The sequence below is a fragment of the Nocardia sp. NPDC041819 genome, from assembly GCF_055590505.1.
The window spans coordinates 82,662-98,825 of record NZ_JBVJAP010000005.1 but is presented as its reverse complement, the minus strand read 5'-3'; the positions used below and the strand labels follow the sequence as shown (position 1 = coordinate 98,825).

At 67.9% G+C, this 16,164-nt stretch carries 16 protein-coding genes; 6 read left to right on the top strand and 10 right to left on the bottom strand.

The features are described from left to right. Positions 1-92: 92 nt before the first annotated feature. From ACZ6DL_RS17400 to ACZ6DL_RS17390, 3 genes are read right to left on the bottom strand one after another with little or no spacing between them, the layout of a single operon-like run. Entirely contained in the window at positions 93-1,067 is a 975-nt protein-coding gene (locus tag ACZ6DL_RS17400; RefSeq protein ID WP_466052175.1) for a UDP-glucuronic acid decarboxylase family protein, read from the bottom strand. A gap of 8 nt (positions 1,068-1,075) precedes the next feature. After that, positions 1,076-2,446: a glycosyltransferase gene (locus ACZ6DL_RS17395; RefSeq protein ID WP_466052173.1), complete on the bottom strand. Its 1,371-nt coding sequence runs from the start codon at positions 2,444-2,446 to the stop codon at positions 1,076-1,078. A 31-nt stretch (positions 2,447-2,477) separates the two neighbouring features. Then, positions 2,478-3,455 (bottom strand): glycosyltransferase, encoded by a 978-nt coding sequence (locus ACZ6DL_RS17390; protein ID WP_466052171.1) that lies wholly within the window; start codon positions 3,453-3,455, stop codon positions 2,478-2,480. A gap of 166 nt (positions 3,456-3,621) precedes the next feature. On the opposite strand from ACZ6DL_RS17390, the gene ACZ6DL_RS17385 reads away from it, so the two are divergent. After that, the gene (locus ACZ6DL_RS17385) at positions 3,622-5,013 is read left to right on the top strand and encodes an aldehyde dehydrogenase family protein (RefSeq protein ID WP_466052169.1); all 1,392 of its coding nucleotides are present in this window, start codon (positions 3,622-3,624) and stop codon (positions 5,011-5,013) included. Between the two features lie 117 nt (positions 5,014-5,130). On the opposite strand, the gene ACZ6DL_RS17380 is transcribed toward ACZ6DL_RS17385, so the two are convergent. Continuing rightward, a complete protein-coding gene (locus ACZ6DL_RS17380) occupies positions 5,131-5,877 on the bottom strand; it encodes a hypothetical protein (RefSeq protein ID WP_466052167.1) in 747 nt (248 codons plus the stop codon). Positions 5,878-6,584: 707 nt separating this feature from the next. Between ACZ6DL_RS17380 and ACZ6DL_RS17375 the strand changes: the two genes are divergently transcribed. Next, entirely contained in the window at positions 6,585-7,184 is a 600-nt protein-coding gene (locus ACZ6DL_RS17375) for an SLATT domain-containing protein (protein WP_063049816.1), read from the top strand. 398 nt (positions 7,185-7,582) lie between these two features. Here the strand turns inward: ACZ6DL_RS17375 and ACZ6DL_RS17370 are convergent, their stop codons facing one another. The 3 genes from ACZ6DL_RS17370 to ACZ6DL_RS17360 all read right to left on the bottom strand — a co-directional run bounded on the left by ACZ6DL_RS17370 (position 7,583) and on the right by ACZ6DL_RS17360 (position 10,701). Beyond that, positions 7,583-8,647: a lipocalin-like domain-containing protein gene (locus ACZ6DL_RS17370; RefSeq protein WP_466052165.1), complete on the bottom strand. Its 1,065-nt coding sequence runs from the start codon at positions 8,645-8,647 to the stop codon at positions 7,583-7,585. Positions 8,648-8,740: 93 nt separating this feature from the next. Beyond that, the gene (locus tag ACZ6DL_RS17365) at positions 8,741-10,033 is read right to left on the bottom strand and encodes an oxygenase MpaB family protein (protein WP_466052163.1); all 1,293 of its coding nucleotides are present in this window, start codon (positions 10,031-10,033) and stop codon (positions 8,741-8,743) included. Beyond that, positions 9,976-10,701: an alpha/beta hydrolase family protein gene (locus ACZ6DL_RS17360; RefSeq protein ID WP_466052161.1), complete on the bottom strand. Its 726-nt coding sequence runs from the start codon at positions 10,699-10,701 to the stop codon at positions 9,976-9,978. The genes ACZ6DL_RS17365 and ACZ6DL_RS17360 overlap by 58 nt, the downstream gene beginning before the upstream one ends. A 221-nt stretch (positions 10,702-10,922) precedes the next feature. Between ACZ6DL_RS17360 and ACZ6DL_RS17355 the strand changes: the two genes are divergently transcribed. Continuing rightward, positions 10,923-11,048 (top strand): hypothetical protein, encoded by a 126-nt coding sequence (locus ACZ6DL_RS17355; RefSeq protein WP_466052159.1) that lies wholly within the window; start codon positions 10,923-10,925, stop codon positions 11,046-11,048. Further along, a complete protein-coding gene (locus tag ACZ6DL_RS17350; protein WP_466052157.1) occupies positions 11,045-11,722 on the top strand; it encodes a TetR/AcrR family transcriptional regulator in 678 nt (225 codons plus the stop codon). Before ACZ6DL_RS17355 ends, ACZ6DL_RS17350 begins: the two co-directional genes overlap by 4 nt. On the opposite strand, the gene ACZ6DL_RS17345 is transcribed toward ACZ6DL_RS17350, so the two are convergent. Continuing rightward, positions 11,723-13,270 carry a subtype B tannase gene (locus ACZ6DL_RS17345; RefSeq protein ID WP_466052155.1) on the bottom strand — a complete coding sequence of 516 codons (1,548 nt, stop codon included), beginning with the start codon at positions 13,268-13,270 and terminating at the stop codon, positions 11,723-11,725. A 166-nt stretch (positions 13,271-13,436) separates the two neighbouring features. Continuing rightward, complete coding sequence (locus tag ACZ6DL_RS17340) at positions 13,437-13,757, bottom strand: DUF2218 domain-containing protein (protein WP_466052153.1); 321 nt, start codon at positions 13,755-13,757, stop codon at positions 13,437-13,439. 385 nt (positions 13,758-14,142) lie between these two features. On the opposite strand from ACZ6DL_RS17340, the gene ACZ6DL_RS17335 reads away from it, so the two are divergent. Next, entirely contained in the window at positions 14,143-14,586 is a 444-nt protein-coding gene (locus ACZ6DL_RS17335; protein ID WP_466052151.1) for a pyridoxamine 5'-phosphate oxidase family protein, read from the top strand. A gap of 70 nt (positions 14,587-14,656) precedes the next feature. Here ACZ6DL_RS17335 and ACZ6DL_RS17330 read toward each other — a convergent pair whose 3' ends face one another. Further along, positions 14,657-14,884, bottom strand: coding sequence for a hypothetical protein (locus ACZ6DL_RS17330; RefSeq protein WP_466052149.1), 228 nt, complete (start codon positions 14,882-14,884; stop codon positions 14,657-14,659). Between the two features lie 434 nt (positions 14,885-15,318). On the opposite strand from ACZ6DL_RS17330, the gene ACZ6DL_RS17325 reads away from it, so the two are divergent. Next, positions 15,319-15,753: an RICIN domain-containing protein gene (locus tag ACZ6DL_RS17325; protein WP_466052147.1), complete on the top strand. Its 435-nt coding sequence runs from the start codon at positions 15,319-15,321 to the stop codon at positions 15,751-15,753. The last annotated feature ends 411 nt before the right edge of the window (positions 15,754-16,164 follow it).

The window sequence follows — 16,164 nt, the reverse complement described above, 5'->3', positions numbered from 1 at the left end:
CTGTTGGAGACGCGGGACCTGTCGGTCTGCCCGCTGACATATGGGTGGCGCTACCCGCCGAAGTCACCACTAAACCGATTCATGCACGACAGCTATCGCCGTAGCAACTTCCCAGCAGACTCGCTCGCGCGCCCCGCGAACCAGTCGATCGTGCGGCGCAGTCCCTCCGCTCTGCCGACCGACGGCTCCCAGCCCAGTGCCCGACGGGCCAGTGTGATGTCCGGGCAGCGCCGCTTCGGATCATCGATCGCGCCCTCGACATAGGTCAGCTCCGACCGGCTGCCGGTTACCGATCGGATCTCGTCGGCGAGGCGGCGCACGGAGATCTCGTGCGGATTGCCGATGTTGACCGGTCCCGAGTGGTCGGTGGCCGCCAGCGCCAGCAGGCCGCGCACCGTGTCGTCGACGTAGCACAGGGAGCGGGTCTGCTCGCCGGTTCCGGCGATGGTGAGCGGTGTGTCCGACAACGCCTGTGCGATGAAGGTGGGCACCATCCGGCCGTCGTCGGTACGCATGCGGGGACCATAGGTGTTGAAAATTCGGGCGATTCCGGTATCGAGCCCCCGTTCCCGGCGGTGTGCCATGGTCAACGCTTCGGCATACCGTTTCGCCTCGTCGTAGACGCTGCGCGGACCGACCGGATTGACGTGTCCCCAGTATTGCTCGGGCTGCGGGTGCACAGCCGGGTCGCCGTAGACCTCGCTCGTCGACGCGAGGACGAATCGCGCGTCGTTCCGCTCGGTCAGGTCGAGGGCGTTGGCAGTGCCGAGTGATCCGGCGCGGAGTGTCTCGATCGGCAGCCGAAGGTAGTCCGGAGGCGAGGCGGCCGACGCCAGGTGGAAGACGACGTCGAAGAAGCCCAGCGCCGGCCACCGGTCGGTGACGTCGTGCTGGATGAGGTCGAACTCGGGGCGGTCCAGCAGCCGGGCGACATTGTCCACCGTGGAGGTGGCGAAGTTGTCCAGCGCGACCACGGCCGTGCCCGCGTCCAGCAACTGTTCGCACAGGTGCGATCCGACGAATCCGCAACCGCCGGTGACCAAGGCGCGTTCGTATTGTGCGGACATGGTCTCGCCTACCCGTGGCCGTTCGCGGGGATGCTGTGATCTATCGCGGATGGATCTATCGCGGATGGATCTATCGCGGATGGATCTATCGCGGATGGATCTATCGCGGATGACCCGGTGGCAAGCCCGTCGCTGTCTCCGGCGCGGTCGACCGCGCGACCGTCGGTGGGCCCGCTTTCGTTCTGCGCCCGTACGGTCGCGGCGGCCAGCCGCCGGTACGCGTGCAGGGTCTCGGTGGCGATCCGATCCCACGAGTAGCGCGCTTCGACGCGTTCGCGTCCAGCGCGACCGTAGTTCTGCCTGACCGCAGGCGTGGCGAGAAGTTCGCGGACCGCGTCGGCCAGCTCGGCCGGTGCCTGGGGTGGGACCAGCCTGCCGGTCACCCCGTCCACGACGGTGTCGACGAGACCTCCGACCGCGGTCGCGACCACGGGAACCCTGCAAGCCATCGCTTCCAGCGGTGTGATGCCGAAGGGTTCGTACCACGGCGTGCACACGACCACATCCGCCGACCTCAGTAGCGGGGCGATCCGAGTCCGCGGCACCTGGCCCAGCAGATGGAGCCGGTCGCGCACACCGAGTTCCGCCGCCAGTGCGAGCAGCCGCCTGCCTTCGGGGTCATCGGCCACGTCGCCGTCGTCCGGGCCGCCCACCAAGATCAACTCGGTGTCGGGCAGGCTGGTGAGCGCGGTGATCGCGGTGTCGAAACCTTTGCGCGGCACCAATCTGCCGACACTGACGATCCGGTGCCCGGCCGACCGCGGTGCGCTCGGTCCGTCGGGCGTGAACTGGGCGAGATCGACGCCGCACGGAATCACCGAGGTCCGCGACCGCGGCACACCCATCCTGGCCAATTCGAAGATCTCGTCGGTGCAGGTGGCGATGATCCGGTCGGCCTGTGTGGCGATCAATCGTTCGAGGCGCACCCGGTGGGCCGGGCTGGTGTCGTTCGCCCCCTGATGGCGGCGTTTCACCACCCCCAGGGCGTGAAAGGTCTGCACCACCGGCAGGGCGGCGGGGCGAGCGGCCCGGAGGGCGGCTAGGCCGGACATCCAGAAATGCGCGTGCACCACGTCTGGGCGCTGATGCCGCCAGTGCGCTCGCAGAAACGCGCCGAAATCGCGCATGTGCGGCAGCAATTCGTCCTTCGGCAGGGGATGGGCGGGCCCGGCCGGGACGCGGATCACGCGATAGCCCTGTTCGGTGGTCACGGTGTGCGGTGCCCGCGCCTCCTCCCGTCGCGTGTAGACGGTGACCTCGTGCCCCTGTCTGCACAGGGCCGCGGACAATTCCGCTACGTGAACGTTCTGTCCGCCTGCGTCGACCCCGCCCAGCGCGGCGAGTGGGCTGGCGTGCTCGGACACCATCGCGATCTTCATGATTCCGCCTTCTGTCTCCGGGACACTGCCTTCATCGGGTGACCTCGGCGAGGAGGGAATCCCACCGGCGCAGGAAGACCTCTAGGCCGTAATGTTCCAGCGCGAACTGCCGTCCCGACTTGCCCGCGAGCACCGCCAGGTCGGGTTCGTGGAGGAATTCGCGGAACTTCGCGGTGAGCGCCGCGACGTCGGAAGAGAGGGCACCGGCTTCCGGCGGCACGGCGCCGACGGCCTCGGTGGTGGCGAGGGCGACCACCGGCATGGCCAGGTGCATGGCTTCCAGGAGCGACAATCCGAGGGAGGTCCACCGCGCGGTGTGCAGGTACACCCTCCTGCGCGCCATTTCCGGATGCAATGCCGACTGCCGGAGGTCACCGATGCCGCGAATCGGGTGGGCGGTGGGTCGGTCGGTGGTGAAGGCGTCCGCTCCGATGCCGTACACATCGACCGGTCCCGCCATCGCGAAGTCGGGCAGCAGATCGCATCCGGTGATCCTTCCGCGCCGCATCGGTTCGTTGATCAGGGCCACGCCGTGCGGCAGTTCGCCGGTGTACAGCGCGCCGGGGTCCACGATGCCGTGCGGCACAACCCGGGTGGGCGCGCGTCCGCTGTCCCACATCAGGTTGTTGAAATGCGTGACGTGCACGATCGGGATGTCGGTGCGATCCGCCAGCGGATGCCTGGTGGTGGCCGCGCTGGGACGTGGCGTGTTGTGCTCCACGTAGACCGCCGGAATGTCGGCGCCGGGACGACGCCCGAGCCATCGTTCGGTGAGGTCGATTTCCTCCGGGCGCTGGAGAACGACCACGTCCGGTTCGGTGTCGCGCAATGCCGTCGCGGGCACCTCCTCGGCGGAGGGCCAGTCGCGGCCGCACCGCCCGCGCCCCCACGGGCCACCGCCGTCCACCACCGGCACCAGGTATCGGTGCGGCCCTCGGACGAACGACGTCGTCCATGAGCCGTGCACGTGCCACAGCAGCACGGTCAGCCGTTCGGTGATTGCGGCCATGCCGGTAGCTCTTGCCTGTGACTCCCGCGATCAAACCCGGTTTCCGCACCTGTTAGCAATCTGTCAGCTATCGACATGCGTGTGCCGTCGCTGCCCGGTGCCTGCTGACGCGAACGGCGGTGCCGACGAGTTTGAACACAGGGGGTGCCAGGCAATGGCTCGCGATATGAGCGCACCGAACGCTGTCACGTTTCCCACCGAGAATCGGGCAACCGAAATGATCGAGATACTCGATCCCGCCACCGGTGCTACCGTCGGCCATGTGCCCATGACCGGCCTCGCGGAGATCGATCGGCAGGTCGAGATGGCCAATCGGGTCCAGTCGACGTGGGCGCGCACCGCGTCGGCGGAGCGGGCCGCCGCACTGCGTGCCGGTGCCGCCTTGCTGCGCGAGTGCGCCGATGAGCTGGCCGAGCTCAACCGTGTCGAAACAGGACGCCAGCGGTCCGAAGGCAAACAAGGTGTGCTGGCCGGTGCCGCGACGTTGGAGCAGTATGCCGAGCTGGGGCCACTGCACCGGGGAAAGACCCTGCAAGGAGACTTCGAGGCGACCGACCTCATGGTGTGGGAGCCGTGCGGCGTCGTCGTCGCGCTGACACCGTGGAACGACCCGGTCGCGGTGTCCTGCGGCTTGCTCGGCGCGGCGCTGGCCACGGGAAACGCGGTCGTCTACAAGCCGAGCGAACGCGCACCGCATACCGGCGGACTGCTCGGCGAATTGCTCGCCCGCGCGCTTCCCGAGGGGGTGCTGCAGACGGTCCAAGGCGACGGGAGGATCGGCGCGCTGCTCGCCGCCCGCACCGATGTGGACGTCGTCGCGCACGTCGGCAGCACGTCCGCGGGGCGGTCGATCGCGAAGAGCGTGGCGGCTACGGGCGCCAAGGCATTGCTGGAAAACGGCGGCAACGACGCGCTCGTCGTCGACGCCGGGGTGGATCCCATTTGGGCCGCCGGGCAGGCGGCGCTCGGCGCGTTCGCGAATTCCGGCCAGATCTGCGTGTCCGTCGAAAGGGTCTTCGTGCACCGGGATGTCGCGGAGGCTTTTCTGGCGGCGCTGGTCGCGGAAGCCGAGTCCTGGAAGACGGCGCCGTTGGTCGACCGGCGTCATCGCGATCAGGTCCACGCCCACGTGCGCGACGCGGTGGACCTCGGGACCGATCTGCTGACCGGCGGAGTGGTGCCCGCCGGCGCCGGGGCGCATTATCCGGCAACCGTGCTGGCACACTGCGATTCGAACATGCGCATCATGCGGGAGGAAACCTTCGGTCCGGTCGCGCCGGTGCGGCGGGTGGACACGTTCGAGCAGGGCATCGCGGAGGCCGCCACCGACGACTACGGACTCGCGGCGACCGTACTCACTCCATCGATGGCCCACGCTCAGCACGCCTGGCGAGAATTGCCGGTCGGCACGGTGAAGATCAACGCTGTGTTCGGTGGGGCGCCCGGTGGAGCCGCGCACCCCCGGCGGGCCAGCGGATCGGGCTTCGGATACGGACCCGAATTGCTGGACGAGATGACTCGGACGAAAGTCGTGCACCTGCGCCCGGCGCCCCACTGAGAGATGCTCCTCCGTGCGGCCACCGAGCCGGGAAGATCGCCGTCGGTTGATCTGCGAGGCAACGGGTAGGCGCCGACACATGTCACCGGGTGGGCCGGTGACGCGCTCGCCGAAGCGTTAGGTGGGCTGACGCTCGTCTCGCCGGGCCGGTCCATTTCCGGCGCTGCGCCACGGCAGGCGCAGAGAAATGGCCGGGCGGTTGTATGCCCATTGGGCGACGGCGGTGACGGCCGAGCCCAGCGAGGTGACGCCGGCGAGCAGTGCCCAATGTGTGAGTCCGGCGGTGTCGTAGGAGACCTGCCGGACTCCCGGCGCGATGAGGCTGCCATTGCCGAAGGCCCAGCTCGTCACCATTCCGATCTGCCCACCCAGGTCGGTGGTCCGGGCGAGCATGGCGCGTAACTCGGGGGCCTGGCTGTTGATGTAGAGCACCGTCAGCAAGACGAGAGCGGCGGTGATCACGGTGGAAACCGTCGCCGCGTGCGACAAAGTGTCGGTGCGAAGCCGGAGGTTCGCCGCGACCAGGCAAACGGTGACGACGACCGCGGCCGCGGAAAGCAACGCCAGGGCACCGCTGATGCGGGCGGTAGGCGGTTGCGCGGACGACCAGGTGTTCAGAAATGAGGTGGTCGCGGTGATCCGGCCGAAGGCGTTCGCACTGGCTTTGCCGTCCGCCCCCGCGGCGCGGAGCCACGGCTGGAACAGCAGGATCAGTGTGACAACGCTGCCGACCGCGGCGCTCACATAACCCCAGTGGCCGTCCAGCGTCGACAGGTCCGCCCGGAGACCGGCGAGCCTTCCCGGCGCAGTGCTCGGTACTCGCTCGAGCCGAGTGTCCTTCGCTGACCACGGGGTTGGCTGCACTTCGCTCCGAATCGAGGATGTTTCGGCGTCGAGAACCGAGGCGGATACGGCATTCCCCGACCGCGGTCGTCCGTGCGCACGGCCCGGCAGAAGGGGGTATCCGGACACTAAGAGGCGGGCAGCGTTCGATGAATGATTGCGATCAGCGCGATCTGATTACCGGCACCGCCATGCCGCGAGTTCTCGCCGCCATTGGTCGGGTCGGACTCGATCGCTCCGCTGTGCCTGCGCGGTGGCCACGTGACATCCCGCTGAAAACGCGGATTCGTCGCCGAACTGGGCTGGCCGACACTGAGAGATGGTGCGCGGCTGGGTTTCCGGGTCGACGGCCGGATACGCAAGCTGCCGCCGTTGCCGGTCGTGCGCGCCCGGGGGAGGAGCCGGTCGGCAGCGCCGCGGAGCATCGGCGATGAGTACGCGCTAGCGCCGGACCGGGCTGGGGTGACCGACTCGTCGGAGGGGAGAGCCGGTCGGCAGCGCCGCGGAGCATCGGCGATGAGTACGCGCTAGCGCCGGACCGGGCTGGGGTGACCGACTCGTCGGAGGGGAGAGCCGGTCACCCCGCCTTTCGCTGAAACCCGTTGCGGCGCAGTGTCGGACCCTGGATGTGCCGGGTCGGCGACGCGCGGGAGCGCGCAACGCCGTGCGATCGACCGGTGAACGGTCGAAAGATGAACCCGGGGAGGTAGGGGAGATACAGTACGGCCGTGACAGAGCACCGATCGCCCATCGGCGGGGATCGCTCGCAGGACCTCGGAGTGCCGCCTTCGCTGGACCTCCGATCCGCCGACTGGTCGAGTTCCGATGAGACCCTTGCCCGGCTGTTCCAACGTGTCGAGGCGTATGCCATAGACGCGCGCGATTGGTACTCGAGGGACAGCCTAACGAAGCGGCGAACCAGCCTGGCCCTCACCGCGACGACGCTCGTTCTGGGCCTACTCGGAATATTGGTGCCGTTACTGACGACCGCCGGAGTGCACGCCATCGACCCGAGCTGGGGATACGTCCTGCTCGCTTGCGCGGCCGGAGGCGCCGGATTCGACCGCTTCTTCGGCGTCTCCACCGCGTGGATGCGTGATCTCCGCAGCGCGCAGTCGATCAACGCGATGTTGTGCGACTTCCAACTGGAATGGGCATCTGTCTCGCGGGCCGCCGCCAATTCCAACGGGGAGATAGACCGCCGGATGGGACTGCTGAGGGATTTCTCCTACCGGGTCAACGAGGTGATCGCCCACGAAACGGATAGCTGGGCCGGTCAATCGCAACCCTCGGTCACCGCGCGGATGGGCAGATTCGATCGGAGGTAGACCCCGGCGGCGCCGACGGTGGGCGAGCGGCAGCAGCGGTCTCCCATCCTTGACCCACACCGGGATGACCTACGCCGGGCACAACCCCGAAGCCGCGGTCACCTACGGCGACATCCCGATCGTCACCGTCCGGGTGACTCCCGACCGAGGCGTCGGAAGGCTCTAGCCGACGCGACCCGCGGACGGGCGGCCGTCGGCGCGATCCGCAGGGGACCGCAGCGCGCCGACGCGAAGGTGCGAACGGTGGGTCACAGCCCGATGTGGACGGTCTTCTCCTCGGAGTCGGCAGGCGAGTTCCGGTGTGGCGGAGACGGTATCGGGCGAGTCCGCGGCGCGGGCGGGTCGGGTGTTCGGCATGGGCTGGTCTTCGTCTCCGGGAGCTGGGTGGTGGGCCGGGGTCAGGCCAGGGCGACCAGTTCGTGCAGCGTGGAGCCGGTGCGCGTCTCGATGCCGGTCCCGGTGTGGACGGTCAATTCGAACGACGACTCGAACCGGAAGTAGCCGGGATGGCCGACCAGCCGATGCACCAGCGGTTTGATCAGTGGTGATCGAGCGACGGGAATGTCATCGAGCAAATCGTGGGCATGGATGACCTTCTCGACGACCAGGCGCAGATCCACGCTCCCCGGTACGCGCAGTTCGATCCATTCCGGATACGTTCGACCGGCGATCGGGTGGAATCGCGCGGGACCTTCGGTGAGCACCGTCTCGCCGGTGGACAACACGATGTCACCGTGATGGGCGAGCATCAGCGGACTGATCTCGTGCCCGCCCTGCCGCCGCTGGGTCAGCACCGAGGCGTAGAGCAGCGAATAGTCCTCGACGTAGAGCCGCCCCCAGTGCCAGCGGTCGATGATCTTCTTCATATCGCCGACGCCCCAGTTGTGGTCGTGATACCCACGCCCGGTGACTTCGTGGCGGACGCCGTCGAGCTCGATGGCGCCGCTCACCCGCGCGCGCGGCGCCGCGACGACCCACCCGAACGAATCCCGCGTCCCGAAGCGGGTCTCGCCTTTGCCCGGCATCCAACTGGGGGTCTCGTTGTGGAATCGCAGGTCGAAGACCAAGCCGTCCTCGGCCATGTGCAGGTGGTGAATCGGCAGCTCGTGCGCCGGGTACTCGGTGTGGGCGTGGTTGGCGCCGATGCGCACGTCGCAGGTGTCGGCCGAGAACACCGCCGCAGCGCGTGGATACCGCCGCGACACCTGGCGGCGGGTGCCGTCCGGGGCGTACACCATCATCTCCACCCATGGTTTGGCGTTCGGCAGATCCTCCGGTCGCCGTTTGGTCAGGAAGCCGATCACCACGTGCCCGGTGTCGAGGTGAGCGTCGAAGTACCAGTGCTCGAACGCCAGTTTGCTCGGCGACGGGTGCAGTCCGTTGTGCTGGGGCTCGACGGAAGTCAGTACCCCGTCCCGGCGGCCGGGCCCATTCCACACTTCGACGATTTCTGCGGTGGTCATAACTGCTTTCGGTGTCGGTGGACACGACGGTGGCGCATCGGGTCCTGGGTCGGCCCGGACGCGGCGGCGCACAGGGCGACCGCGGCGCGCAGGTCATCGGCGTAGTGCCCCGCTGGCGTCGAAAGCCGCTTCGCGGCCCTGCATCTGGGCGCGGTACCAGTTCTCGCGGTGCCAGAGCATGAGCTTCTCGTGCGCCCGCGCGAAGGGCGGGAAGGTTCTGCGCAAAATCTCCATCGCCGTGATGAGGGGGAAACGCAGGAGGGGAATGCCGATCCAGGGAAACGCCGGGGGCATGGTGTACCGGCGCCGGGTCCACGGAGCCATGTACATCGCGGAGTACACGGAGTTGATGCGGAAGTTGTACGCCTCACGCAGTCGCGTGAGCCCGCGGTGGCCGTCGCGCGGCGCGAAGGCCACCGGGTAGGACTCGATCAACTCCGCGCCGTGTTTACCGGCGTCGTAGGAGCGGGACGCGATGGTCATGGCGAGAACACGCAGCGAGTCGAGGACCGTTTCGGGGTACCAGCGCAGCCGCACGCCGAGCAGGTATCCCATGTACCTCTGGAAATGCAGCAGCGCGCGGATTTCCGAGGGGGTGGTCTGATAGCCGAGCGCCCACAATCCGAGGCCGGGGGTGACGCTGCCGCCCAGGAGGGTCAGCATCTGGTATGTCTGGCTGATCGGCAGGCCCCACCTGTCCATGTCCCACTCCGGATGACCCGCGACCTTCGCGCGGATCGAGACATGCATGATGCGCACCTTCAGTGCCGTGGCACGTCCCGCCGAGCCCGGAGTCAGCAGTGCGCGGGGCTCGGAGACATCGATCCAGAAGCGGGTGGTCTCCAGGAAGCGGCGCAGCGCGCTGTCCCCGGCGTAGCCGCCGGCCAGCGACAGCGGGGTCGCGACAGCGGCCTCGGTGTACATCTCCAGTGTTTCCGCGCCGGCGAAGCTGAACAGCATCGTGCCCCACCGTCGCCAGATCGCCGCGCCTTGCTCGACCAGGTCGGGCACCACCCACTCGGGCACCGTCTCGAATTCCTCGAACAGCGCGCGCATCGACTCCGGCGCGTCCGGTACGGCGTCGATGCCTGCGGCGAGGGCGGTTTCCAGCATCCGTCGTCCGGCATGGGGGCCTGCCGCGCCGTGCATCACCTCCGCGACGAACCGTTCCGCGACCGGATCGCCGGTGAACAAGTCCTCGCACAACGCGACTGCTTGCGCGTCGGTGGGAAACAGCTCTTTCCCGGTGACTTTCACGAACAGACGCTCGAGGCGCTGAACCTTGGGGGACCGGCGCGCTTCCCAGTACCGGAACGCGGTCGGGCACTTCACCGACGGCTGTTGCGCGACGACATCCGCGCCCGCGGGCGGGACTTCCACTGACATGGGTGACCTTTCCTGGTATCCGATGCGGTCCGGGTCGTTCGGCCCGGCCTGCTCAGCCCACCAACTCGCGCCGGACCAGCCAGGACCGCAAGTGCTCGATGATCTGCCCGAGACCCTCGGGCTGGTCGACCACGGCCGGGTCGATCCAGTTCCGCAGCACCCGTGCCCGGCCCGGGTGCGCCCCCCACCAGCATCAGTCCATCGGCGGGAATCAGGCCGTCGAGCGAGACCGCGTCGCCGGTCGGCGTCCGGGTGATCGAGGGATTCTCGGCTTGTGACTGATAGAAGGACATCAGCGGTCCGCCGCCGCTGAATCCAAGCAGCACCCGTTCGAAGCCGTGTTTCTCGCGCAACCAGCGCACGCCCGCGCCCAGATCCTCGGCCGCGCGCTCCATCAGCAGCGCGGCCTCGTTGGCCGCGTAGCGGGTGTTCATCGCCATGATCGGCACGCCCGCCGCGGCGAAGGCGCCCAGCAGGAAATGGGACAGGAAGTTGGACGCCGGATGCGCCATCAGCACCGCGGTGCGCGGGGAGATTCCTTCCGCCGTGACCAGATTCCCGTGCAGGGTGGGGTAGTGGCGGCTCGAGCCGGAGTGGATCTGCACCTTGCCGTCTGCCGCGGGCCGGTAGGGGATGCGTTGGAAGTGGTCGTGCACCGTGTCGGCCAAAGTCGGCCTCCTGATTCGTCTTTCGATCGCCGCCTGTGATCAGCGTCGCACTCACACACCATACTCTAAGGTACATCTGACAGTACTCAAAAGTATGGCTTCGAGGAGTGTGGATGGCCGAGGGCAGGTCCACGCCGGTGACAATACCATTGGGTATAGTTATCGGTACCCTTTTGAATGGAAGAAATGCGGCCGTGCGTAATGATCGCGAAAGGAGTTCGGTGACCGGCAGATACGGCACCATCGCCAGACGGGTGCAGTGCACGGTCACCGCGCTGAAGTGGCCCCGTGACGGGGTCACCTACCATCGAGTGGTGATTTCCACCGAGATGGGGCCGCACCGATGACAGCCGACCGGCCACCGGCCGGCGACAGCATCCGGCCCCCCGACGTGGACACCGCGAACTCCGCACCGCGGCGCTCCCGGAAAGCGGCGGCGCAGCAACGCGGCCGCAGCCGCGCGCCGCGGCTTTCGTACGAGGCATGGGTAGACGGCGCTCTGGCGCTGCTCGCCCGGGAAGGCGTATCCGCCATCAAGATTCCCCGGCTGTGCCAGGAACTCGGTGTCACCAAAGGCAGTTTCTACTGGCATTTCGACGATATCGAACAGCTCATGGAGGCGATGGCCGACCGTTGGAGCGCGCTGCAAACCGAGATCATTCGCGCTCTCGGCGCGATCGAGTCCGTTCCGGTCGAGCAGCGCATCGCCAACATGGCCGCCAATCTCATCGACCAAGGCACCTGGGCCACCGAAGCCACCGTGCGCGAATGGGCACGAAGCGATGAGAAGGTGGCAGCGACGGTCCGCGCCTTGGATCAACAGATCTTCGAAACGGTGCAGAAAGCGATGCTGGAACTGGGCTTCGCACCGGAGGAAGCACGGTTGCGCGCCGGTGCGATGGTGTACTTGGGCATCGGCTTCATCCACGGTCGCGGCAGCCTGCCCACGCCGACCGCGGAGCAGGCTCGGGCGATTCTCGGCCTGTTGACCATCCCCGCCCCGAAAGAGAATCGGGCGTAGCTAACGGGCGTAGCCGGTGATGCCGCGAATCCAGGCGATGAAGTCCCCGGCGTCTTCGTTGCTGCCGTGGCCCGCGTCCCAATACATGGCGGCGTTCACGTCCGCGCCGAGATTCTCCAGCTTGGCGGCGAGGTTGCCGACGACGGTGAGGGAGGTGTCGGAGTCTTTCGTGCCGACGCGAATCCACCAGTGCCGGGCGCGGCCGGGATTGTCCCGGCCGAGGAAGTACATGGGGTTCATCAACTCGATCTTGTCCGGCAGGTCGCTGTCGAGCCGCGCGTTCGCATTGCCGGTGGCGTGGCGCAGGCTGTAGAGGGTGAAGTGGCGCGCTTTGGTGGTGCCGTTGCCGAATTCGTTGTTCTCGCCCGAGGACAGGTCGAAAGCGTCGAAGGCGGGCACGTTCTTCTTGCGCGCGCCGACGTGGGTGAGGTAATCGGCCCACGTGAAGGTCGCGGTGTCGTTGTCGAAACGCAGCCATGGGTTCGCGGCCAGGTAGGCGCCGCGCTCGGCGTCCGGCAGCGCCTTCAGGTACTTGCCCGCCGCCGGTTGCAAGTAGGTGCGCAGCAGGTGGTCGGCGTAGTTGTCCGCGGTGAGCGCTCCGGACCCGTTGTGCCCTCGAAGATTCAGCGATGCCTGATAAGCCGGAAAGGCTGTCGCGAGTTCCCGCGACACCGTCTGGTCGACCTGTTCACCGGAGTGCGGCGGGTTGTCGCCCCAGTTCCATTCGTAGGCCATGTCGGCGTGCTCGAGGTCGGTGATCGGGCAGTAGTCGGCGCTGGCGAAGATGGCATCCGAGGCGTCGGCCGCGCCGAGTTCGGTGAGGTAGGAGTGGTAGCGGTCGTTGTCCCCCGAGGCGCCCAGCAGCGCCGACATCGCGCCGCCGGCGCTCACACCGGTGGAGATGATCCAGTCGGTATTGCCGGGCACCCGCCCGCTGTTGTGTCGCAGATACCGCACCGCCGCCTTCAGATCCACGATCGCCGCCGGAGCGACCCCGTAGTAGACGCCGTCGGAGCCGACCAGATCGCGCCCTCGCGCGCCCGGCTCGACGACCACATAACCGGCCGCCAGCGCGAGGTCGGGGTTGCCGGTGCGATTCGCGCCGTCGTCGAACCCGCCCGATCCGCCCGGTGCCGCGCCGCTGGGCGGGGCCGCGCCGGACGGCAGGCCACCGGGCGTGCCGCCGGACTTGGTCACCGAGGACGACATGTATCCGCCGATGTTGTTGCTGAGCAGGATCGGTGCCCCGCTCGCGTCGACGGCGCTGCCGTCGATCTGGACCGGGACGCTGACGGTCAGGCTCTGGTATTGCTCGTCGACCGGTTTCGCGACGTAGACGATGCCCTTGTACTGGTGGTAGGTGATCCGCCGCTCGCCATCGGCGGTGGCGACCGCCTTGGCTTCGATGCTGTATTTCTCGGGGTCGAAGCGCAGGGCGTCCGAGTCGCCGGACTCGGTGTCCTGCTCCTGTCGCGAGTCGCACCCCGAGGCCACCAGTGGGGTCGCGGTCACCGCGGCCAGTGCCGCCAGCATCGTTCTGCGTCGCACGAACACTCCTTTCGGGTCGGAGAACCGGGTCTTCACCAGGGCGTGTCACCGAGCGCCGTAGTTCGTCGTCCCGGCGGGAATATCTCGGTGGGGACGCCGAACCGATCCAAGGCGCGGCCGGTGGGGTCGATGGCGTCTTCGAGGCGGCGCGGATGGAAGGTAGGCGTCAGTTCTCCGGCGGGCGGTCGCCGCTCGGATCGGTCGAATCCGCGGCGGCGGGATCGTGCTGCCACGTCACGCTCAGCTGGTCGCGCTCGCCGAACCGGACCAGGTGCCTCGCGAGCACGTCCTCGAGCCGCGGCAGGTCGTCGGCCGCCGCCTCGATCCGCAGATGCAGCTCGCCCTCCTGCGCGGTGACCGTCGCGCGGCCGGAGTCCAAGTCGATCCAGCCCGACGAGGACTGCGCCGACCACTCGCCCCCGTTACGCCGCCCCAGATGCGACACCAACTGCTTGCCGTACCGCTCCGGCCGATCGGTGCGAACCACCGCCCGGGACGAACTGGACGAGCCGCCCGCGGTCACGACGTGGCCCGCGAGCGGGATCCGGCGTGCGGGACGACACGGGCATCCAGAACCTGCGAGATCATGACGCCACCAGCCTTCAGATCGCTCTGCATTTGCGTGGATCTGTCGCCGATGGCGAGCGCGACCCGTCGATAAGGCATCGGGCAGCGTCGACGCAGCGACGATATGGTCAGCACTACCCTGGCCGCTGCTGTTCACACACCGTGTCGACACCGGTAGCGAACTCGCAGCACATGCCGCGACAGAGCTGCTCGCCCAGCGGCGAGGTTTCCCGGATTCGATCGGGCAGGTCGTCCGGTGCCGTGTTCCGGCCCGCCGCGCCGACCCGGCTACGTAGACTTCCGGCGTGACCGATCTCGCGGACTTCGCCCGGCTGATCACTGGCGACCACGGCCTCTGTGTGGTCTCCACCCTGCGAGCCGACCGCACGATGCAATCGTCCGTGGTCAACGCGGGTGTGTTGCGGCATCCGGCGACCGGTGCGGACGTGGTGGGCATGGTGGTGCGCGGCGATGCCCGCAAATTGGACAATCTGCGTGCCCGGCCGCGTGCCACGGTCGTGGTTCGCGTCGGTTGGGAATGGTCCGCCGTCGAGGGGCAGGTGTGGATCGTGGGTCCCGACGACCCGACCCCGGACGTCGATGCCGAGCGGTTGCGGCTTCTGCTGCGTGAGGTGTTCACCGCGGCCGGTGGCGTGCACGAGGATTGGGCCGAGTACGACAGAGTGATGGCCGCGGAGCGCCGGGCAGTGGTTTTGATCCTGCCGGATCGTGTCTACGGCAACGGCTGAGATCTCCCCGCTGCCGCCCGGAGTTTCCTCGCCCAGGTATCCGGGCGAGCGGGTGTTGCTCGCCGGTACGCTACGCGTGCGGCGCGACGTCCAGGACGTACTCGAGGTCCCTGATCTCCTCGGCGGTCTCCGGTGAGCAGGAGATGACGACGCGATCCGCGCCGCAGAGCTCGACGACCTCGGCGTCGTCGGTTCGCAGCCAGTCGAGAAACTTCCCCCGCACACCTCTCGGTGTCACACTCTCGCCGCGCAGGGAGGGGTCGAGGCGGACGAGATAGGTGCGGTGTCGCACCGGCATGACGTCTCCTTCGATCGTCCGGGCCGTAGCCGATGTGCGGCGGTTCGCGCCGCGTTCGGGTGCTCGTGCACGTGCGATGGTCGCTGTGCGAGCGTCATACCCGGCTTGCACGACCGCACGCGATGTCGAGGGATATTCGCGGCAGAACTCGCCGGGTCGAGTGAGAGGGACAGCCGGTTGCGGTTCCGGTCCCCGGTGCGGGGCCGAGGCGCGCGCGGTGCGCAAGGTGGCGGCCAGGCCTGTGACGAGTGCCGGTGGCTGCGCAGGCGGCGAACTCCGGTCTGTCGAGGTGGTTCACTGGTTATGGGACGGGTAGTTCGGTATCAACCGCAACCCTCGCGATCAGTGAGTGGCACCACGGTCGAGGTTCTATCGGGGCAGTTGCTGTCGGCGGTGGTATGCGGGGTGTGTCCACACGGCGAGGACGGCGGATCATGGCTGAGTTGAGCGAGGGTGTGTATCGGATCGTCAACGTCGGCACAGGTCATGTGCTGGCGCTCGACAGCGCGGACCAGGTCACGGTAGTGGGGGAGGCGAGTGTGGAGGACGGCTGGCAGCATTGGCTGTTGTCGAGCGCGCCGGAATTCGGCGGAGGGATCTGGTACATCACCAACGGGCGCACCGGGACCCGGCTCGGACTCGGCGACGGTCTGGTGTCCGAGGGGGTTCATGTCGAATGCAGCGGGACGCCGATGGGATGGCAGATCAGCACCGACGAAGCCCATCCCGCCTGCTACCGTATCGCCGTTTGGCCCGCCGCCGAGTTCGTTCTGGCCCTGCCGGGCCACGAGCCCGGCACCGAGCAGATCGGGTTGACGCGCTACGCGGCCACAAGCGATATCCAGCAGTGGCAGTTCCACCGCCCATGACCACAGGTCCGATATACGGACATCCCGCGGCACCTGTGGGCTGGGGCGCCCCGACGATCGTGATGGAGCGTAGCGCAGCGATGAGAAACACCGGCCGCGAGCTGGTGACCGGGCGGGCGTCCTCGGGAAACGCGACGGTCCGTGCCTCGAACCGATCGCCATAGCGGGCGCGCAATTCGTCGGCGCGGGCCACGAAACCGGCCGGACCGCCTTCGTACTGGTTGATGTACTGGATCACGCCGCCGGTCCAGGCCGGAAGCCGATGCCGAAGATGGAACCGATCTATCGCTGTTGGCGGATTGTCAATATGGTGCCCGCCACCGTCTGGCGTTCCGTCAATAAGGACGCTAGAGCAGTTGATCGCGAGCTACCGCATGCGCGAGTACGCCCATCGCGGAGCGGGTTGCGGCA